This window comes from Stenotrophomonas sp. 364, assembly GCF_009832905.1.
GTDB lineage: Bacteria > Pseudomonadota > Gammaproteobacteria > Xanthomonadales > Xanthomonadaceae > Stenotrophomonas > Stenotrophomonas maltophilia_AP.
In genome coordinates, this window is sequence record NZ_CP047135.1 from 3493073 (window position 1) to 3513266 (window position 20194).

Below are 20194 nucleotides of genomic sequence, written 5' to 3' on the forward strand. Positions count from 1 at the left end.
CATGACCCCAGCTCCCCGCACCCTGTACGACAAACTGTGGGACGCCCACATCGTCGTGCCCGAATCGGACAGCGCGCCCGCCGTGCTGTACATCGACCTGCACCTGATCCACGAAGTAACCTCGCCGCAGGCCTTCACCGAACTGCGCGAGCGCGGCCTGGCGCCGCGCCGCCCGGACCGGACCAAGGCGACCATGGACCACTCCACCCCGACCCTGCCGGCCGGTGCCGACGGCAAGCTGCCCTACGCCAGCGCTGCCTCCGAAGCGCAGGTGGCAATGCTGGCGCGCAACTGTGCCGAACACGGCATCGAGCTGTTCGACCTGCAGTCGGCCAACCGCGGCATCGTGCACGTGATCGCGCCCGAGCAGGGCTTCACCCAGCCGGGCATGACCATCGTCTGCGGCGACAGCCACACCTCCACCCACGGTGCGTTCGGCGCGCTGGCCTTCGGCATCGGCACCAGCGAAGTGGGCCACGTGCTGGCCACCCAGTGCCTGCTGCAGCGCAAGGCAAAGACCATGGCCATCACCGTCGACGGCGTGCTGCCGGTGGGCGTGGGCGCCAAGGACGTGGTGCTGCACATCATCGGCGTGATCGGCGTCAACGGTGGCACCGGCCACGTGCTGGAGTTCCGCGGCAGCGCCATCGAGGCGATGGACATGGAGCAGCGCATGACGTTGTGCAACATGTCGATCGAGGCGGGTGCACGCGCCGGCATGGTCGCCCCCGACCAGACCACCTTCGACTGGGTCGCCAACACCCCGCGCGGCCCCAAGGGCGCCGACTTCGACGCCGCCGTGGCCGCGTGGTCGCAGCTGCGCAGCGATGCGGGCGCGCGCTTCGACGCGGAGGTCCACATCGATGCCGCCGACATCCGCCCCACCCTGACCTGGGGCACCCACCCCGGCACGGCGATCGCGGTGGACCAGCCGATTCCGGCGGCCAACGATGCCGCCGACCAGAAAGGCCTGGACTACATGCACTTCCACGCCGGGCAGACCCTGGCCGGCACCCCGGTGGATGTGGTCTTCGTCGGTTCGTGCACCAACGGCCGCCTGAGCGACATGCGCGAAGTGGCGCAGGTGCTGCAGGGCCGCCGGGTCGCCGATGGCGTGCGCATGCTGGTGGTGCCCGGTTCGGAGATCGTCAAGCGCCAGGCCGAGGCCGAGGGCATCGACGTGGTGGTGCGCGCGGCCGGTGCCGAATGGCGCGAGCCGGGCTGCTCGATGTGCATCGCCATGAACGGCGATCTGGTCGCCCCGGGCCAGCTGGCGGTGAGCACCAGCAACCGCAACTTCGAGGGCCGCCAGGGCCCCGGCTCGCGCACGCTGCTGGCCTCGCCGATGACCGCGGCCTGGGCCGCGGTGAACGGACGGGTGTCCGACCCGCGTGAACTGTATGCCGCCCAGGAGGTGGCCTGATGAGCGGCTTCCGTACCCTGACCTCGACCAGCGTGGTGTTGCGCGAGACCAATATCGACACCGACCAGATCATCCCGGCGCGGTTCCTGTCCACCACCGAGCGCGCCGGCCTGGGCAAGCATGCCTTCAACGACTGGCGCTGGCAGAGCGAGGGCGTGCCGAACCCGGCATTCGCCTTCAATCAGCCACGCAACGCCGGGCGCAGCATCCTGCTGGCCGGACGCAACTTCGGCTGCGGCTCCTCGCGTGAGCATGCGCCGTGGGCACTGACCGACCTGGGCCTGCGCGCCATCGTCAGCAGCGAGATCGCCGATATCTTCCGCGGCAATTCGCTCAAGAACGGGCTGCTGCCGATCGTGCTGGACGAGGCCGATGTGCAGACGCTGATGCAGCGCCCGGATGACGAATTGACCATCGACGTGGCCGCGCGCGAACTGCGCACGCCCGATGGACGCGTGTATGCCTTCCCGCTGGACGGCTTCTCGCAGACCTGCCTGCTGGAAGGCGTGGACCAATTGGGGTATCTGTTGGGTCGTACCCCTGACATTGAACGTTACGAGAGTGAACATGCACGCTGAGATTGTCGTATTGCCGGGTGACGGCATCGGTCCGGAAGTCGCCGCCGCCGCCGTCGCGGTGCTGGAGGCCGTCGCCACCCGTTTCGGTCACACCTTCGGGTTCCAGGAACACGATATCGGGGGCATCGCCATCGATCGCCACGGCGAGCCGCTGCCGGCCACCACGCTGGAAGCGTGCCGCAAGGCGGACGCCATCCTGCTTGGCGCGGTCGGCGGCCCGAAGTGGTCCGACCCGAATGCCAAGGTCCGCCCGGAGCAGGGCCTGCTGGCGATCCGCAAGGCGCTGGGTCTGTACGCCAACCTGCGCCCGGTGCGCACGCACGCGGCCGCGCTTGGCGCGTCGCCGATCAAGGCCGAACTGCTGGAGGGCGTGGACTTCGTGGTGGTGCGTGAGCTGACCGGCGGCATCTACTTCGGTGAGAAGACCCGCACCGCCGACACCGCCAGCGACCTGTGCAGCTACAGCGTGGGCGAGATCGAGCGCGTGCTGCGTACCGCGTTCCGCCTGGCCCAGACCCGGCGCGGCAAGGTCACCTCGGTGGACAAGGCCAACGTGCTGGAAACCTCGCGTCTGTGGCGCGATGTCGCCGCGCGGATCGGTCGCGAGGAATTCCCGGACGTTGCACTGGAACACCAACTGGTCGATTCGATGGCCATGCACCTGCTGGCCAAGCCGCGCGAATACGACGTGATCGTGACCGAAAACATGTTCGGTGACATCCTCACCGACGAAGCCTCGATGCTGGCCGGCTCGCTCGGTCTGCTGCCATCGGCGTCGCTGGGCGAGCCCGGCGCGGTGGGCATCTACGAGCCGATCCACGGCTCGGCGCCGGACATCGCCGGCAAGGGCATTGCCAATCCGTATGCCACGATCTTCAGCGCCGCGATGCTGCTGCGGCATTCACTGGGGCTGGACGAAGAGGCTGCTAGCGTCGAGGCCGCGGTGTATGCCGTGCTGGATGACGGCGTGTTCACCGCCGATCTCGCCGCCAAGGGTTTTGCGGTGAGTACCGCCGCAGCAACCGACGCGGTCCTTGCCAAGCTGCAATGATCGTCACGAACGCGGCCTGAGGGCCGCGTTCGTGTTTCTACATCCCGCACGGCCTCCCTGTCCCGTCGGCCACGTCGCAGCCAGCGGCCGGCCCCCAACAAGGAAAGCCTTTGAACCCTCGTTCCTCTGCCGACTTTCTCGCCCACGTGGCCCAGCGCGATCCGCATCAGCCAGAGTTCCTGCAGGCCGTCAAAGAAGTGATCCAAAGCCTGTGGCCGTTCCTGGAGCGCAATCCCCGCTACCTGGAACATGGCCTGCTGGAGCGACTGGTGGAGCCCGAGCGGGTAATCCAGTTTCGCGTGGCCTGGGCCGATGATGCCGGCAAGATCCATGTGAATCGCGGCTGGCGGGTGCAGCACAGTTCGGCGATCGGCCCGTTCAAGGGTGGCATGCGCTTTCATCCGTCGGTCAATCAGTCGATCCTGAAGTTCCTCGCGTTCGAGCAGACCCTGAAGAACGCGCTCACCACCCTGCCGATGGGCGGTGGCAAGGGCGGCTCGGACTTCAATCCCAAGGGCCGCAGCGACACCGAAGTGATGCGCTTCTGCCAGGCCTTGATGCTGGAGCTCCATCGCCACCTCGGTGCCGACACCGACGTGCCCGCGGGCGATATCGGCGTGGGCGCGCGCGAGGTCGGCTACATGGCCGGCATGATGAAGAAGCTCACCAACAATGCCGCCTGCGTGTTCACCGGCAAAGGCCTCTCCTATGGTGGCAGCCTGATGCGCCCGGAGGCGACCGGCTTCGGCACGGTCTACTTCGTCGAGCAGATGCTGCACCATGCCCGCCGCGATACCGATGGCGCCAGGGTGTTGATTTCCGGCGCCGGCAACGTGGCCCAGCACGCCGCGATCAAGGCCATCGAACTGGGCGCGAAAGTACTCACGCTTTCCGATTCCAGCGGCACGCTGTACGCCCGTGACGGCTTCGATGAAGCGGCGTTGCAGGAGGTGGTGGAACTGCGCAACGAGCGCCGTGGCTGCCTGTCCGAGCTGGCCGATGACACGCGCTTCGAGTACCTGGACGGCAAGCGTCCCTGGCACATCCCGGCCGAGATCGCCCTGCCCTGCGCCACCCAGAACGAGCTGGACGAAGACGATGCCCGCGCTTTGGTCGACAACGGCGTGCTGTGCGTGGCCGAAGGCGCCAACATGCCCGCCACGCTGGAGGCGGTGGAGGTCTTCCTCAAGGCCGGCATCCTGTACGCCCCGGGCAAGGCCAGCAACGCCGGTGGCGTGGCCACTTCCGGGTTGGAGATGAGCCAGAACGCGCAGCGCCTGTCGTGGCATCACGCCGATGTCGATGAGCGTCTGCACGGGATCATGAAGGATATCCACGCCAACTGCGTGCGCCACGGCAGGCGTGCCGATGGCAGCGTGAACTACGTCGATGGCGCCAATATCGCCGGCTTCGTCAAAGTGGCCGATGCGATGCTGGCGCAGGGCGTTTACTGAAGCCGGGCCGTTGAAGAGGCGCGGCGGTGTTTATCCGCTGCGCCCTGCGGCGTGTCGTACCGCATCGGTCAGTTCGCCGAGCGGACCTCGCTGGTCATACAGCCGGCCAGCACCGCACCGCTGTCGGTGGGTATGACGCTGAACGCCCGCACGCGCGTGTATACGGAGGATGCCTCCGGCGCTGCTTCGCGCATCCAGTACCCCTGTACCTGCCGATCCGCCGCGTCCAGGCCGGCGGCATCGAGCACCGCCTTCAGCGACGCATCGCCCATGTCCGCGGCGAAGTAACCTCCATAGGCGAGGACGAGCGACTGCGCAGGCAGACCCTGCAATGCCACCGGCTGCTCCAGCGTGACGACCATGACGGGCATCTCCTGGCCATCGGCATGGTACTCACGCTCGGCGACCGCGCTGACATTGTCCGGCCATGCCAGCGGCGACAGTTCCGAGACACGCTCCCACAGGTTGGCGATGCGCCGCATGGCAGCGTCGTCCGCCCGACATTCGAGCGCGGCGCCCATATCATCTGCCGTGGCCGTCTCGCGCAATCGGGGTGGAATGCGCGCCTCGCGCATCGGACCTGGGTAGTCACAGCCCACCCGATAGCCCTCACCATCGCTGCTTACCACGATCGCGCCGGGCGATGACGTGGTGATGGCTGCAGCGGGTGCTGACCACACCTGGAACGGCTCACGCAGGTTGCTGGACCGTAGCCGCAGTCCGTTGCCACTGACGATGCGCGTACGCTGCGCGGCATCGATGGGAATCGAAAAGCCCCTGTCATCGGCAAGCAGGCGGTGTGTCGTGATGCCGTGCGCCGTCAACGCGGCCGGCATGTCGATGAAGGTGGTCGTGCCCTCCTCGTCACTACTACGTGTGAAGCCCCAGCCGTGCAGATAGGCCGGACGTTCCTGCGGCGTGCCGTACCGTGCGCCCCGCAGCGCCGTCGTCACCGCCTCCACCGTCGCCGGTGAGGCACGGCATTCCAGGAGCTCGACGAGATCGCGCTGGAAACTGGCGGCAGTGTTCGCCTGCGCTGGCGGCGCGACGGCCATCACCAAGGCGACGGCCGCAGCAGAAACGAACAGAGAGGACAAACGTGGCGACATCATGCGCGACCGAAGAGAATCCGGCTTGCATTGTGCGCTTGCCAGTACCGCGAAGACGACAGGCCATCGCGCCGAAAGGAAAAAGCCGGCCATCGGCCGGCTTCATCGTCCATCAACCTTCGCTGCTCCTGGCCTCGTCCGGCTTCACCCGGAACCACGCCGCATACAGCGCCGGCAGGAACACCAGGGTCAGCACGGTGCCGACGATCAGGCCGCCCATGATCGAGATCGCCATCGAGCCGTAGAACGCGCTGCGCGACAGCGGGATCATCGCCAGCACCGCGGCCAGCGCGGTCAGCACGATCGGGCGGAAGCGACGCACGGTGGCGTCGATGATGGCGTGCCAGCGGTCGTGCCCGGCGTCGATGTCCTGCTGGATCTGGTCGATCAGGATCACCGAGTTGCGCATGATCATGCCGGCCAGCGCGATGGTGCCCAGCAAGGCTACGAAGCCGAACGGTGCGCGGAACAGCAGCAGGAACAGCGTGGCGCCGATGATGCCCAGCGGCGCGGTGACCAGCACCATGGCCGCACGCGAGAAGCTGCGCAGCTGCAGCATCAGCAGCGTGGCCACCACGATAAGGAACAGCGGCATGCCGGCCTTGATCGAGTTCTGACCGCGCGCCGAGTCTTCCACCGTACCGCCGGTTTCCAGCAGGTAGCCCGACGGCAGCTGTGCACGGATGCCGTCCAGGGTGGGCAGGATCTGCTGCACCACGTCCAGCGGCTGCATGCCATCGCCGATATCGGCGCGCACGGTCACCGTGGGCAAGCGGTTGCGGTGCCAGATGATGCCGTCCTCGAAGGCGTACTCCAGGCGCGCCACCTGCGACAGCGTCACCGGGGTACCGCTAGCGGTGGGAATGGCCAGGCTGCCGAGCAGGCCCAGCTGGGCGCGCTCGTTGTCCGGCCCGCGCAGCAGCATCTCGATCTGGCGGTTGCCTTCGCGGTAGGTGCTCACGCTCATGCCCGAGAGCGAACTGCTCAGGAACTGGCTCACCTGCGCGCTGCTCACGCCCAAGGCGCGGGCACGGTCCTGGTCGATCACCAGCCGCACCACCTTGCTCGGCTCGCTCCAGTCCAGGTTGACGTTGATCACGTGCGGGTTCTCGCGCACCTTGGCCTCGACCTGGCGGGCGATGGCCTGCACCTGCGCGATGTGCTCGCCGGAAATGCGCATCTGCACCGGGTAGCCCACCGGCGGGCCGTTCTCCAGGCGGGTCACGCGCATCTGCACGTCGGGGAACTGCTTGATCACGTCCTTCATCAGCCAGTCGCGGGTGGACTCACGGGCCTTGGCGTCGGCCGTGAGCACCACGAACTGGGCGAAGTTGGTGGCCGGCAGCTGCTGGTCCAGCGGCAGGTAGAAGCGCGGCGATCCGGTGCCGACGTAGGCCACGTAGTTGCTGATGCCCTCGCGGCCCTTCAACAGTTTTTCCAGCTTGGCGACCTGGGCCTGGGTGGAGACCAGCGATGCGCCTTCGGCCAGCTCGATGTCGACCATCAGCTCGGGCCGGGTCGAATCGGGGAAGAACTGCTGGGGCACGAAGCGGAAGATCGCCAGCGAGAAGATGAACAACGCAATCGTGGCGCCGATCACCCACCAGCGGTGGCGCAGGCAGGTATCCAGGAAGCTGCGGAAGCGGGTGTAGAACGGCCGCTGGTACGGGTCATGGTCGTGCGCGTGTTCGGTCGGCTTGATCCAGCGTGCGAACGCCGGGTGGCGGTCGGCCCATTGCAGGCGTCGGGCATGCCAGCGCCCGGCCAGGCTGGTCGGCTTGGGCGGCTGCCGGTTGAACAGGTCCGGCAGCATCTTGTCGCCCAAGTACGGAATGAACAGCACCGCGGCAATCCACGACACCACCAGCGCGATGGTCACCACCTGGAACAGCGAGCGGGTGTACTCACCGGTGCTCGACGCCGCGGTGGCGATCGGCAGGAAGCCGGCGGCGGTGATCAGCGTACCGGTGAGCATCGGGAAGGCGGTGGATTCCCAGGCGAAACTGGCCGCGCGCAGGCGGTCGTAACCCTGCTCCATCTTGGTGGCCATCATCTCCACCGCGATGATCGCATCGTCCACCAGCAGGCCAAGCGCCAGCACCAGCGCACCCAGCGAGATCTTGTGCAGGCCGATGCCGAAGTAATGCATGACGAAGAAGGTCATCGCCAGCACCAGCGGGATGGTCACGCCCACCACCAGGCCGGTGCGCAGGCCCAGCGAGAAGAAGCTGACCAGCAGCACGATCACCACCGCTTCGGTGAGCACCTGCACGAACTCGCCCACCGACTCTTCCACCGCGTGCGGCTGGTCGGACACCTTGCGCAGCTGCATGCCGGCCGGCAGGGTTTTCTGCAGGCGCTCGAACTCGGCGTCCAGGGTGGCACCCAGCTTGAGGATGTCGCCGCCGTCCTTCATCGCCACGGCCAGCCCGATGGCGTCTTCGCCCATGAAGCGCATCTTCGGCGAGGCCGGGTCGGCGAAGCCGCGCTTGACCTGCGCGATGTCGCCCAGGTGGAGCGTGCGGTCGCCGGCCTGGATCGGGAACCGGCGGATGTCCTCGATGGAATCGAACTGGCCTGTCACGCGCAGCTGCACGCGGTCGCTGGGGGTTTCGAAGAAACTGGTGGCACTCACCGCATTCTGGTCGGCCAGCGCCTGCTGCACCTGCTGCAGCGATACGCCCAGCGTGGCCAGCTTGGTGTTGGACAGCTCGATCCAGACCTTCTCGTCCTGCAGGCCCACCAGGTCGATCTTGCCCACGTCCGGCACGCGCTGCAGTTCCAGCTGGATGCGGTCGGCGTAGTCGCGCATCACCGCGTAATCGAAGCCCGTGCCGGTGAGCGCGTAGATGTTGCCGAAGGTGTCGCCGAATTCATCGTTGTAGAACGGCCCGACGATCTCGCGCGGCAGCGTGGCGCGGACGTCGCCCACGCGCTTGCGCACCTGGTACCACAGGTCCGGAATCTGCTTGGAGCGCAGGCTGTCGCGCGCCATGAAGATCACCTGCGATTCGCCCGGGCGCGAGTAGGAGCGGATGAACTCGTACTCGCCGGTGTTCATCAGGGCCTTTTCGATCGGCTCGGTGACCTGCCGCGAGACCTGCTCGGCGGTGGCGCCGGGCCACATCGTGCGCACCACCATCGCCTTGAAGGTGAACGGCGGATCCTCGGACTGGCCCAGGTGCTTGTACGACCACGCGCCGATGACCGCGAACGCCAGCATCGCAAACAGCACCAGCGGGCGGTTGCTCAGCGCCCATTCGGAAAGATTGAAACGGCGCACGGCTCAGTGCCCCTTGCCGGCAGCGGCAGGCGCAGCCGCCGGTGCCAGCACCGGGCGGTTCTGGCGGTCCACCGGGGTCACCACCTGGCCCTCGCGCAGCAGGTGGCCACCGGCGGCGACCACCCAGTCGTTATCGGTGACACCGGACAGCACCGGCACCGCGTCGGCACCGTAGGCTCCCACCGTCACCGGGGTGGCCTTGAGCGCACCGTTGGCCGGGTTCACCACCCACACGCTGGCCTTGCCGTCAGCGCCACGCAGCACCGCCGCCAGCGGCAGCTGCAGGGTGCCGCTGCGGCCGGCGCGGGCAAACACGCGCGCGCTCTGGCCCAGTTCCACTTCGCTCAGCGCTTCGGCCGCCAGGCTGACCCGGGTCGCGTAGGTGCGGGCCTGCGCGTCGGCGGCCGGGGCGATCTCGCGGATCGTGCCGGGCAGCAGCTGGCCCGGGCGGTTCCACAGTTCCACCTGCACCGGCTGGCCCACCTGGTAGTCGCGGATGCTGCTTTCCGGCAAGGCGATCAGTACCTCGCGCCCGCCATCGGCCGCCAGGGTGAACACGGTCTGCCCCGCGCTCACCACCTGCCCGGCTTCGGCCTGGCGGCTGGCGATCACGCCGTCGGCGGGGGCGCGCAGCTGCGCGTAATCGGCCTGGTTGCGGGCCACGGCCAGGTTGGCGCGGGCGGCGTTGGCCTGGCCCTGCGCGGCCTTGAATGCGGCGGTCTGCTGGTCCAGCGCGGAGCGGCTCACCAGCTGGTCTTCGGCCAGCTTGGCGTAGCGCTTCTGGTCGTCGCGTGCGCGCACCAGGTCGGCATCGGCGGCGGCCAGCTGGGCCTGCGAGGCGGCGGCCTGGGCGCTGTAGTCGGCCGCGTCCAGCTCGGCCAGCAGCTCGCCCTTGCGTACGCGCTGGCCGGCATCGACCAGGCGCTTGACCATGTTGCCCCCCACCCGGAAGGACAGCTGGCTCTCCTGGCGCGCATGCACCTCACCCGGATAGGCGGCCGCTTCCTGCCCGGCCACGGTGCCCGGATGCACCACCAGTACCGGAATGGCCGCCACCGGCTCGGCATCGTGCTTGCCGCACGCCGCCAGCAGCACCACCAGCAAACCACCGCCCATCCAACGCATGCTTTTCATGAGGTACAGGACCTGAGAAGAAATCCGGGAGAAAACGCGCCGACAACATACTGTTGCAGCACGGCTAATAGTGAACCAGACGGTATAGTATAAATATCGAACCGATTGGTCTAGTATTGTTTGGATGACCGATCCGACCGCCCCCCTTCCCTCTGCAAAGCCTGCCGCCAAGGCCTCCGGGCCGGGGCGCCCGAAGGACCTGGGCAAGCGCGCGGCGATCCTGGAGGCCGCCAAGGCATTGTTCGTGGACCAGGGCTACAACGGGGTGAGCATGGACAGCATCGCCGCCCAGGCGGGCGTGTCGAAACTGACCGTTTACAGCCATTTCGGCGACAAAGAGACACTTTTCACCGAAGCTGTGAAGTCCACCTGTGTCGCCATGCTGCCCGATGCGCTGTTTGTCACTGACGCCGAAGGGCCGTTGCGCGACCAGCTGCTGGGTATTGGCCATGCCTTCTTCAGCATGATCACCTCCGCTGAGGCGGTAGCCGTGCAGCGGGTGATGATGGCCCCGGAAACCGACGACCGCCTGCGCGAGATGTTCTGGGTGGCCGGCCCGCAACGCACCACCGACGCCCTGGCCGAGTTCCTGCGGGCCCGCGTGGCCCGGGGCGAGCTGGAGATCGAGGACTGTGAAACGGCCGCAATGCAGTTGATGACCCTCATCAAAGGCGAGCTGCATACGCATATGATGTGCGGGCTGCGACCGACCCCGGCCGACTGCGACGCCGATGCCCATGTGAGCGCCAGCGTGGCCTTTTTCCTGAGGGCCTACGCGCCGCGCCCCACGGCGTGAGAACAACATGAATGGACCGGAGGTCGCGGTGACTTCCGGCACTGCGACCCCGGCGCGACGGCAGCGATGCTCTCAGCGCGCCGCCGGCTCCCGGCACCGGTAAAATGGCCGGCCCACTGCGCTGGAACTAGAAACCTCATGACGATCGATTACTCCCACGCCCGCGAACTGATGGTCGAACAGCAGATCCGTCCCTGGGACGTGCTGGAGATCCGCGTGCTCGATGTACTGGCACGCCTGCCGCGCGAAGCGTTCGTCGCCGAATCGCACAAGGCCCTGGCGTATGCCGACATGGAACTGCCGCTGGGCTTCGGGCAGAAGATGATGAAGCCGGTCATCGAAGGCCGCACCCTGCAGGCGCTGGATCTGCAGCCGGGCGACGAAGTGCTTGAAATCGGCACCGGCAGCGGCTTCCTGAGCGCCTGCATGGGCGAGCTGGCCCGTGAAGTGCTGAGCCTGGAAATCCAGCCGGAACTGGCCGCCACTGCGCGTGCACAGCTGGACGCCGCCGGGCTGGGCAACAACGTGCGGATCGAAACCGCCGACGCCCTGACCTGGAACACCGAGCGCCGCTTCGACGCCATCTGCGTGACCGCCGCGGTGGACACCGTCCCGTCACGTTTCGCCCAGTGGCTGCGTCCCGGTGGCCGACTGTTCGTCATCCACGGCCGTTCGCCGGTGATGGAAGCGGTGCTGGTCAAGGCCGACGGCAGCACCGAGTCGCTGTTTGAAACCGATATCGATTACCTGCGCGGTGCCGCTCCGGCGCCCCAGTTCCAACTCTGAGTCCAAGGAAGCCGCAATGATCCGCCGATCCCTCGCTATTGCGCTGGCCGCCGCCCTGCTGCCGATGACCGCCTCTGCCGCCGACCTGCTGCAGGTCTACGAAATGGCGCGCAATGGCGACCCGCAGCTGTCCGCGGCTGAATCGACCCGTCTGTACGACAAGGAAGGCGCCGTGCAGGCGCGTGCCGCGCTGCTGCCGCAGCTCAATGGTGAGGCCTCGCTCAACCGCAGCCGCACCGACGACCGCGGTGGTACCGGCGGCACGCCGCCGACTGGCAGTCTCACCAGCAATCGTCGGGTGTACTCCATCAACGGCAGCCAGACCCTGTTCAACTTCACCCAGTTCGCCAACCTGCGGTCGCAGCGCGACCTGAGCAAGGCGGCTGACTTCACCCTCGATTCGGCCAACGACAGCCTGATCGTGCGCACCTCGGCGGCGTATTTCAACGTGCTGGTGGCGATCGAATCGCTGACCGCCGCGCAGACCAACGAAGCGGCGGCCAAGAAGCAGTTCGACTTCGCCGACAAGCGCCTGGAAGTGGGCCTGGCGCCGATCACCGACGTGCATGAAGCGCGCGCCCAGTACGACCAGGCCCGCGCCAACACCATCGTCGCGCAGAACACCCTGGCCGACAGCTACCAGGCCCTGACCGAGTTGACCGGCCAGCCGGTGGCCGACCTGCGCGCCCTGCCGGCCGACTTCCGCCCGGAACTGCCGGCCAAGTACGCCCAGATCGACCAGCTGGTCGGTGAAGCGGTGGCGCAGAACCCGGCGCTGAAGGCGCAGGAACTGAAGGTCAGCGCGGCCGAGTCCGGCGTGTCAGCCGCTCGTGGCGGCCATTACCCGACCCTGTCGCTGGGCGGTAGCTGGGGCAAGACAGCCACGTGGGGCGACAACGGGATTGGTGCTGGCAATTCGTACAACCCGGATCTGCGCACCAACAGCGTCGGCCTGACCCTGAGCGTGCCGATATTCTCCGGCGGTGCCACCCAGTCAGGCGTGCGCCAGGCACTGGCCCAGCGCGACATCGCGCAGGACGGTTACGAGCAGCAGAAGCGCGCCCTCGACCGCAACACCCGCAATGCCTACCAGACCCTGGTGGCCGGCATCAGCGAAGTGGAAGCGCGCCGCCTGGCCGTGGTCTCGGCACAGAGCGCCTACGACGCCTCGCAGGTGGGCCTGGAAGTGGGTACCCGCACCGTGCTGGACGTGATCCAGAACCAGCGCATCCTGTTCTCGGCGCAGCTGGACTACGCCAACGCACGCTACACCTTCCTGCAGAACCGCCTGCAGCTGGGCCAGGCCGTGGGCACGCTGGACATCGCCGAACTGCAGGACATCAACCGCCTGCTGACCCAGGCGGCCGCCACGCCGAGCACTCAGGTCAACTGATCTGCGGCAACGGCGTTGGAAGAAAAACCACCCGCATGCGGGTGGTTTTTTTATGTCTTGACGCAAGTCCAAGAATGGGCGAAGCCAGCTTCCAAGAACGCGACGTGGCTAAAAGCAGAAAAATCGATCATCTGCCACAGACGGCATGGTTGACGCTCCTTAGCAATTTTGAGGAATGCGGCAGAGCGACTCACTTTCCTCTCCTGTGCGCGCCTCATCAGCCAGACGCGCATACCGTATAGACTTCCACGATCACGTCTGCATTGGTGAAGCCAAATGTGCGCCACCCATTTCCATTCGGATGGCTCCCGACCAATGCAAAGCGTGGGGTTACCGCCCAGTGATTGGGTATATTCGTCTTCATGGGGTAGTTAAGTGTGTACTCGCTAGACGGGTCACTCGGCCGCCACCCACCAGCTATTGGCGCGAATCCTGCGGGGCACTGCGGAGTCAGATCAATAACACTATTTGCACTGCCCGTGGCTGTCTGACTGACCGTCTGAAAAGCAACGGCCATCGCATTCGGTGAAGCAACTATCAATGCTACAGCAACTGAAAGAGCGAATCTCATCTTGCTCATTTGTGACTCCATTTTCGCCAGCCAATTGCGGCTTTAGAAGGATGCGCGAAGCAACAGAGTCGCGAAGTAGGAATACTCCCCATTCAATGGTGGGAAAATTACTTACTACGTATGAATGTCCAGTTTGGTCACCGCATCAGTTAGTCGGCTTCAGCCGTTTGGTGGTTTATCGCCATCGGGCAGAGAAACGCATCGAATAGCCATAGGCGATGGGAGAGCGGCGTTTCAGCCATTTGGAGCACGTGCTATCACCCGCGCCAACCCAGCCAATTGCGTCATACGCGACACACGCACGCGCGCTCCACCTCCTCCATCAAACCCGCGTTTTCCACGTTTCCGGGCGTGCACCGGCATAGCGCCGCGATACCTTGGTATAGATCGCCGAAATGCGCTTGACCGTGTCATCGCCACGCTCTAACGTCCGCCCCGCACCACCCTTCCCTTCGCCCAGAGACCCCTCCTTGGACAGTCATAGTCGACCTCGTTGCTGCTCCTGAGCCGACGGACCCGCTGACCCCAAGGTTGGCTCCGTCCGCACAGGACGGGGCTTGCCCGCGCATCGCTTGATGCGCCCGCCTCGCATCACCTGCATCGCCGTTTCCAACGACCCCGACGAGGGTGCCGCTGGCGTTTCCGATTGCCTGGAGATTGCCCATGCACCATGGCCGTGTGCTGGTCCCGCTGTTGTTGAGCGCGACCATGCTTCCCTTCGATACACATGCCGCCGCCAGCCTGCTGGTGGACGACGCCGGCATCAGCGATGCGCACCACTGCCAGCTGGAAAGCTGGGTGCGGCATACCCGCGACGGCCAGGAATGGACCGCGGTACCGGCCTGCACCGTGGCCGATACCGAATGGTCGCTCGGCCTCACCCGCCTGCCGGGCCAGCCCGCCACGCAGTGGGCCGTGGGCGCCAAGCGCGTGCTGGTGGAGCGGCAGCAGCGACGCTGGGGCCTGGCCGCCAGCGCCGGCCTGGGCGGCACCACGCACCGTCCGCGCGGCGATGACTGGACCCTCACGGTTCCGCTGACCGTCGCGCTGGATGCGCAGGACCGGGTGCAGCTGCACCTCAACCTGGGCTGGGCCCACCACGCCCACGTGCAGGGCCGCACCAGCGGCGTCGGCCTCGAGGTCGCGCTGCACCGCCACTGGTCACTGCTGGCCGAAAGCGCGCGCGATGCAGACCGCCAGCGCAGCAGCCAGATCGGCCTGCGCCGGGTGCTGTGGCCCGGTGCCAGCGTGGACCTGCTCGCCGGGCAGGTGCATCACCAACGCAACACACAGTGGCTGACGCTGGGCTTCAATCTCGCCGCCCTGCCGTGAGTCGCGGTTGCGTGCGTCGTCTGTCACACCGCGTCCCATCGTGCCCCCTCTGCCCTGCCGCGCCAGCGTCGTTCCCGACGCCCGCTGCGACCTGCGCCACCGTTACTTGTTGGAGAATTCCATGAACCGCGAAGACCTTCTGTTCTCGATCCGCACCCTGATCCGCTCGCGCGATGCCGCTGCCTTTGCCAGCATCGCCAGCACCACGCATGCACTGGATCTGGTCGAAGCGCTCGACCTGTTCGGCACCGATGCCACCCTGGGCCTGCTGATGCTGTTGCCACCGCCCGCACGTGCCGAGCTGTTCGCCCACTTTCCCGACGGTGCGCAGGACGCACTGCTCACCGCGATGCCGCGCGACGCCGTGGTAACGCTGTTCGAGCACTTGCCGTCCGACGACCGTGCCGACCTCTACCACCGCCTCGATGAGGCGGCGCGCCAGCACCTGCTGCCCGCGCTGGCCAAGGTCGAGCGCGACGACCTGCTGCGCATGGCGGCCTACCCCGAAGGCACCGTGGGTGCGGTGACGACCTCAGACTACGCCTGCCTGGCCCCGCAGATGGCGGTGGCCGACGCCATCGCCCACCTGCGCCATACCGCGCTGGACAAGGAAACCATCGACATCATTTTCGTGCTCGACCACGACCAGCGCCTGCGCGGCAGCGTCTCGCTGCGCGACCTGGTGCTGGCCGACGGCCACGCGCTGATCGAGTCGATCATGCGCAGCCCGCCCACCACTGCCGATGCCTACTGGCCGCAGCTGCAGGCTGCCGAACTGATCCGCCGCTACGACCTGCTGGCGCTGCCGGTCACCCATGCCGACGGGCGCATGATCGGCATCGTTACCGTCGACGATGCGATGGACATCGAGAAGCAGCAGGAGGCCTCGCAGCTGGCGCGCTTCGGCGGCACGGTGAGCGCGCAGGGCAACGACCTGGATGTACGCAGCACGCCACTGACGCAGATGTTCCGCGTGCGCGTGTTCTGGCTGGCGATCCTGACCGGCTTCGGCATCCTCACCAGCACCTTCGTGGCCGCGCAGGAGGAACTGCTGTCGCAGGTGATCGTGCTGGCGGCGTTCATCGCCCCGATCGTGGACATGGGCGGCAACACCGGCAGCCAGTCGGCGACGCTGGTGATCCGCAGCATGGCGCTGGGCGAAGTGAAGCTGAGCTGGCGCGACGTGTGGTTCGTCGTGCGGCGCGAGCTGCCGGTGGCCGCCGGCCTGGGCGTCACCATCGCCCTGCTGGAAGCGATCCTGGCGTACTTCAGCAAGGGCGTGGGCATGAACGTGCTGCTGGTGGTCGGCTCCAGCATGCTGGTGTGCACCGCGCTGGGCGGCATCATCGGCGCGCTGCTGCCGTTCGCGGCCCGCCGTATCGGCACCGACCCGGCCACGCTGTCGTCGCCGATGATCACCTCGATCATGGATCTGATCGGCGTGTTCATCTACTTCGGCTTCGCCTACCTGTTCCTGGGCGACCTGCTGGTGGCCGCGGCATAAGCGACCTGCCGCCGCCGGACCTCACTCCACCGGTGGCGGCAGGTGCGGGGCGATCAGCGCCACGGTGCGGTCGAGCGCGCCGCGCCCATTGCTGACCAGCATGCAGCCGGCGCGTGCCATGTCTTCGCGGGCCTGTGGATCGCGCAGCAGGGTCAGCAGCGCATCGCCCACGCCCTGTGCATCGTCGGCGATCACCACCGCACCGGCCTCGCGCATGCGCCGGGAAATCTCGGCGAAGTTGTGCAGGTGCGGGCCGGTTACCGAGGCGGTGCCCATGGCCGCCGGTTCCAACAGGTTGTGGCCGCCGATGGCCTGCAGGCTGCCGCCAACGAAGGCGACCTGCGCGCAGCCGTAGAAGGACATCAGCTCGCCCAGCGTGTCGATGACGAATACGTCGGTGTCGGCCTGCGGCCACTGCTGCTGGCGGCGCGTGGCCACCTTCCAGCCCTGCTCGCGGGCCAGCGCCTCCACCCGCGGGAAGCGCTCGGGATGCCGCGGCGCCCACAACAGCAGCAGGCCCGGCAGTGCCTCGCGCAGGCGGCGGTGCAGGTCGATGGTGGCCTGCTCTTCGCCTTCATGGGTGCTGGCGGCGATCCACACCGGGCGATCGGCCGGTACCAGCGCATGGAAGCGGGCCACGAAGTCCTGCACGTTGGGGGCGGCGATATCGAACTTCAGGTTGCCCAGCGCCTGCACCTGCTCGGGGCGTGCACCCAGCTGGATGAAACGTTCCGCATCGTCCTGCGACTGCGCCGCCACGCAGGTGACCGTGCGCAGCGCGCGCCCGATCAATGCCCTCAGCAGGCGATACCCGCGCAGCGAGCGTGCCGACAGCCGCGCATTGAGGATGTACACCGGAATGCCCCGGTCCCGGCAGCCGAACAGCATGTTCGGCCACAGCTCGGTTTCCAGGATCAGCGCCAGGCTGGGCTTGAAATGGCCGAGGAAGCGGCCAACGCTGCCCGGCACGTCATAGGGCAGATAGACATGGTCCAAGGCGTCACCCCACAGCGCGCGTACGCGCTCCGAACCGGTCGGGGTGATGGTGGTGATCACCCAGCGGATATCCGGGCGCAACCTGCGCAGGGCATTGACCAGCGGCGCGGCGGCGTTGACCTCGCCCACCGACACCGCGTGCAGCCACACCCGCGGCTGCCCGCTGGGGTGCGGGTAGGAGGCGTAACGCTCGTCCCAGCGGCGGAAGTACTCGCGCACCCGGAACCCGCGCCAGACCAGGTGGTACACGGTGATCGGCAGCAACAGGTACAACACGGCCGAGTACAGGCCGCGCAGGATCCATTCGACAGGGCTTTTGCGCATGCGCAGAGGATACGGGAGCAGCGCGGGGAAGGCATCCCGCACCGCCGTGATGGGCCTGCCGGGATGCATCCATTAGAATCGAGGGCATGTCAGATAACGCTTCCACCGCTACCCGCCCGTCCCTGCGCGATCCCCGCCACTGGCCGATGTTCGCCGTCATGTTCGCCGCCTTCGGGATCGCCCGGCTGCCGTGGATGCTGCAGCGTGCGCTGGGCCGCGGCGTGGGCACCGTGGCCTACCGCCTGGCCGGCAGCCGCCGGCGCGCGGCCGAGGTCAACCTGCGCCTGTGTTTCCCGGAGAAGGACGACGCCTGGCGTCAGCGGCTGCTGCGCGACAGCTTTGACGCCCTGGGCGTGGGCATCTTCGAATTCGCCCGGGCCTGGTGGGGCAGCATCGACAGCATCCGCCCGCAGGTCCAGATCGAAGGCCTGGAACACCTGCAGCGCATGCAGGCCGAAGGCCGCGGCGTGCTGCTGGTCTCGGGCCACTTCATGACCCTGGAGATGTGCGGGCGCCTGTTGTGCGACCACGTCGATCTGTCAGGCATGTACCGCAAGCACCGCAACCCGGTCTACGAATGGGCGGTGAAGTTCGGCCGGCTGCGCTATGCCAAGGCGATGTATGCCAACGAGGACATCCGCGCCACGGTACGCCACCTGAAGAAGGGCGGGTTCCTGTGGTACGCCCCGGACCAGGACATGCGCGGCAAAGACACCGTGTTCGTGCCGTTCTTCGGGCACACCGCCGCCACCATCACCGCCACCCACCAGTTGGCGCGCATGACCGGTTGCGCGGTGGTGCCGTACTTCCATCGCCGCGAAGGCGGCCGATACTTCCTCAAGATCGGCGCACCGCTGGAGAATTTCCCCAGCGAGAACGTGGAAGCCGATACCGCACGCGTCAACCAGGCCATCGAGGCGATGGTGCGCGAGGCACCGGACCAGTACCTGTGGATCCACCGCCGCTTCAAGCGCCAGCCGGGCGGGCGCAGCGATTATTACCGGTAAGACCGGGGGGTGTTTTCAGTGCGTGCGTCGTGACCGGGATGACGCACGACCGGGAATGCCGCACGACCAACGGTCGTGCGCTACCGGGTGGGGCACGGCATCCTCGGTAGGTACCGACCGTTGGTCGGTACTTCGCCGGCCGATCACGCGTCCGGGTGGGCGTCGTCCCGCGCCAACAGGCTGCCGGCGTACAGCGCGGCCAGCAGCAGGGTGAGCCCGCCCCAGAAGGTGGAATAGAACGCCAGGTGGGTGTTGAGCGGGAACACGGTGACCGCCAGCGCCAGCATGGCCGGGCGGGCGCGTTCGCGGGCCGGCAGCGGTGCGAAGCGCCACGCGCGCCAGGCCTGGGCGGCAGCGGCCAGCCACAGCAGCAGGCCCAGTACGCCGGTTTCAGCAAGGATTTCCAGCACGATCTGGTGCGCGTGCAGCGCCGGGCCGTCGCCCCATACTTCCTGCGCCTGCGGTGTGGGATTGCAGCCGGGATACGCATCGCGGAAACCGCGCGCGCCCACGCCGTTGACCGGATGGCCGGCAATCATGCAGCCGGCCGCTGCCCAGATCTGCGCGCGTCCGGACAACGCCTGGTTGACGCCTTCGCCATCGCCCTCCCACGCCATCGCCGTGCGCGCCACGCGCTCACGCACCTGGCTGGAACCAACCCCGATCGCGACCGCGGCCACCAGACCTATCGCCAGGCAGCCGATCAGCGCGCGCGGGCCGAGCAGGCGCCAGCCGGAGTACGCCACGACCAGCGCATAGGTGAGCCACGCAGCACGCGAACCCGCCAGCACCAGCACCACGCCCACCGCGGCAGCGGCCACGCCCCACCCCCACAATCCGGCGCGTCGCGCGGCGGCAAACAGCAGGAACGGCGAGAGGCTGGCCAGCACCTGGCCAAACTTCAGGTTGCACGGCCCCAGTACACCGCTGAGCCGATCCGCGGCGGCCACCTCGACGGCGTTGCACAGGCCATGCCCGCTCACCAGCTGCTTGAGCTGGTCCAGCGACCAGAACAACGCACTGCTGCCGAAGGCAGCCTGGGCCAGCGCATCGGCAGTCCAGACCGCCGTGATCAGCGCGATGCCACCCAGCGTCAGGCGCCGCCGCTGCGGGGTGGCCACGGCAATCGCCACCAGCCACATGAAGGGCAGATAGCGAAGACCGGCCGCGGCCTTGCGCCAGGCCGTCGCCGGGTCAATCGCATCGAACGCGGAAAACGCCTGCGGCAGCCAATAACCCAGGAACAGGATGCTGGTCAGCGCCCATGCCGGGCTGCTCAGCAGGTGCTGTTTGCCCTGCATGCGCAGCTGCACCATGCGCACGGCGGCGTACAGCGCGCCAAGCACCAGCACGCTTTCGGCGATGCCGGGCAACGGCCACAGCGCCACGAAGGCCAGTACCCACCACGGCGCCCAACGACCGGCGCGGGACGCCGGGGAGCCGGGCACAAGCA

Annotated in this window: 15 protein-coding genes; 10 read left to right on the top strand and 5 right to left on the bottom strand. The window is 67.4% G+C overall.

The genetic code is table 11. The features are described 5' to 3' along the window. Position 1: 1 nt before the first annotated feature. The 4 genes from leuC (at position 2) to gdhA (ending at position 4506) form a co-directional block, all read left to right on the top strand. Positions 2-1423, top strand: coding sequence for a 3-isopropylmalate dehydratase large subunit (leuC, locus tag GQ674_RS15770; protein WP_159497825.1), 1422 nt, complete (start codon positions 2-4; stop codon positions 1421-1423). Then, positions 1423-2001: a 3-isopropylmalate dehydratase small subunit gene (gene leuD / locus GQ674_RS15775; protein ID WP_159497826.1), complete on the top strand. Its 579-nt coding sequence runs from the start codon at positions 1423-1425 to the stop codon at positions 1999-2001. Before leuC ends, leuD begins: the two co-directional genes overlap by 1 nt. Then, positions 1991-3052, top strand: coding sequence for a 3-isopropylmalate dehydrogenase (leuB, locus tag GQ674_RS15780; protein ID WP_159497827.1), 1062 nt, complete (start codon positions 1991-1993; stop codon positions 3050-3052). The genes leuD and leuB overlap by 11 nt, the downstream gene beginning before the upstream one ends. A gap of 110 nt (positions 3053-3162) precedes the next feature. Further along, complete coding sequence (gdhA, locus tag GQ674_RS15785; RefSeq protein WP_159497828.1) at positions 3163-4506, top strand: NADP-specific glutamate dehydrogenase; 1344 nt, start codon at positions 3163-3165, stop codon at positions 4504-4506. A 68-nt stretch (positions 4507-4574) separates the two neighbouring features. On the opposite strand, the gene GQ674_RS15790 is transcribed toward gdhA, so the two are convergent. The 3 genes from GQ674_RS15790 to GQ674_RS15800 are packed head-to-tail and all read right to left on the bottom strand — an operon-like array spanning position 4575 to position 10032. Further along, positions 4575-5708: a hypothetical protein gene (locus GQ674_RS15790; protein ID WP_159497829.1), complete on the bottom strand. Its 1134-nt coding sequence runs from the start codon at positions 5706-5708 to the stop codon at positions 4575-4577. A 19-nt stretch (positions 5709-5727) separates the two neighbouring features. Then, positions 5728-8898, bottom strand: coding sequence for an efflux RND transporter permease subunit (locus GQ674_RS15795; protein ID WP_159497830.1), 3171 nt, complete (start codon positions 8896-8898; stop codon positions 5728-5730). A gap of 3 nt (positions 8899-8901) precedes the next feature. Continuing rightward, positions 8902-10032: an efflux RND transporter periplasmic adaptor subunit gene (locus GQ674_RS15800; protein WP_159497831.1), complete on the bottom strand. Its 1131-nt coding sequence runs from the start codon at positions 10030-10032 to the stop codon at positions 8902-8904. Positions 10033-10156: 124 nt separating this feature from the next. On the opposite strand from GQ674_RS15800, the gene GQ674_RS15805 reads away from it, so the two are divergent. The 5 genes from GQ674_RS15805 to mgtE all read left to right on the top strand — a co-directional run bounded on the left by GQ674_RS15805 (position 10157) and on the right by mgtE (position 16414). Next, on the top strand, positions 10157-10828 hold the full coding sequence (locus GQ674_RS15805) for a TetR/AcrR family transcriptional regulator (RefSeq protein WP_159497832.1): 672 nt from the start codon (positions 10157-10159) through the stop codon (positions 10826-10828). A gap of 138 nt (positions 10829-10966) precedes the next feature. Continuing rightward, complete coding sequence (locus GQ674_RS15810) at positions 10967-11614, top strand: protein-L-isoaspartate O-methyltransferase (protein ID WP_159497833.1); 648 nt, start codon at positions 10967-10969, stop codon at positions 11612-11614. A 16-nt stretch (positions 11615-11630) separates the two neighbouring features. Then, the gene (locus GQ674_RS15815; RefSeq protein ID WP_159497834.1) at positions 11631-13007 is read left to right on the top strand and encodes a TolC family outer membrane protein; all 1377 of its coding nucleotides are present in this window, start codon (positions 11631-11633) and stop codon (positions 13005-13007) included. A 1234-nt stretch (positions 13008-14241) separates the two neighbouring features. Further along, complete coding sequence (locus GQ674_RS15820; protein WP_159497835.1) at positions 14242-14910, top strand: hypothetical protein; 669 nt, start codon at positions 14242-14244, stop codon at positions 14908-14910. A 121-nt stretch (positions 14911-15031) separates the two neighbouring features. Further along, entirely contained in the window at positions 15032-16414 is a 1383-nt protein-coding gene (gene mgtE / locus GQ674_RS15825; RefSeq protein WP_159497836.1) for a magnesium transporter, read from the top strand. 21 nt (positions 16415-16435) lie between these two features. Here mgtE and waaA read toward each other — a convergent pair whose 3' ends face one another. Then, a complete protein-coding gene (gene waaA / locus GQ674_RS15830; protein WP_159497837.1) occupies positions 16436-17734 on the bottom strand; it encodes a lipid IV(A) 3-deoxy-D-manno-octulosonic acid transferase in 1299 nt (432 codons plus the stop codon). A gap of 86 nt (positions 17735-17820) precedes the next feature. Between waaA and GQ674_RS15835 the strand changes: the two genes are divergently transcribed. Then, positions 17821-18741 carry an LpxL/LpxP family Kdo(2)-lipid IV(A) lauroyl/palmitoleoyl acyltransferase gene (locus GQ674_RS15835; RefSeq protein WP_159497838.1) on the top strand — a complete coding sequence of 307 codons (921 nt, stop codon included), beginning with the start codon at positions 17821-17823 and terminating at the stop codon, positions 18739-18741. A gap of 143 nt (positions 18742-18884) precedes the next feature. On the opposite strand, the gene GQ674_RS15840 is transcribed toward GQ674_RS15835, so the two are convergent. Further along, on the bottom strand, positions 18885-20189 hold the full coding sequence (locus tag GQ674_RS15840; protein WP_159499500.1) for an O-antigen ligase family protein: 1305 nt from the start codon (positions 20187-20189) through the stop codon (positions 18885-18887). Positions 20190-20194: the final 5 nt, after the last annotated feature.

Excerpts from the sequence above, each read along its gene's own strand:
- leuC (WP_159497825.1), top strand. The coding sequence starts at position 2 with ATGACCCCAGCTCCCCGCACCCTGTACGACAAACTGTGGGACGCCCAC.
- leuD (WP_159497826.1), top strand. The coding sequence starts at position 1,423 with ATGAGCGGCTTCCGTACCCTGACCTCGACCAGCGTGGTGTTGCGCGAG.
- leuB (WP_159497827.1), top strand. The coding sequence starts at position 1,991 with ATGCACGCTGAGATTGTCGTATTGCCGGGTGACGGCATCGGTCCGGAA.
- GQ674_RS15790 (WP_159497829.1), bottom strand. The coding sequence starts at position 5,708 with ATGGCCGGCTTTTTCCTTTCGGCGCGATGGCCTGTCGTCTTCGCGGTA.
- GQ674_RS15800 (WP_159497831.1), bottom strand. The coding sequence starts at position 10,032 with ATGAAAAGCATGCGTTGGATGGGCGGTGGTTTGCTGGTGGTGCTGCTG.
- GQ674_RS15805 (WP_159497832.1), top strand. The coding sequence starts at position 10,157 with ATGACCGATCCGACCGCCCCCCTTCCCTCTGCAAAGCCTGCCGCCAAG.
- GQ674_RS15810 (WP_159497833.1), top strand. The coding sequence starts at position 10,967 with ATGACGATCGATTACTCCCACGCCCGCGAACTGATGGTCGAACAGCAG.
- GQ674_RS15815 (WP_159497834.1), top strand. The coding sequence starts at position 11,631 with ATGATCCGCCGATCCCTCGCTATTGCGCTGGCCGCCGCCCTGCTGCCG.
- GQ674_RS15820 (WP_159497835.1), top strand. The coding sequence starts at position 14,242 with ATGCACCATGGCCGTGTGCTGGTCCCGCTGTTGTTGAGCGCGACCATG.
- mgtE (WP_159497836.1), top strand. The coding sequence starts at position 15,032 with ATGAACCGCGAAGACCTTCTGTTCTCGATCCGCACCCTGATCCGCTCG.
- waaA (WP_159497837.1), bottom strand. The coding sequence starts at position 17,734 with ATGCGCAAAAGCCCTGTCGAATGGATCCTGCGCGGCCTGTACTCGGCC.
- GQ674_RS15835 (WP_159497838.1), top strand. The coding sequence starts at position 17,821 with ATGTCAGATAACGCTTCCACCGCTACCCGCCCGTCCCTGCGCGATCCC.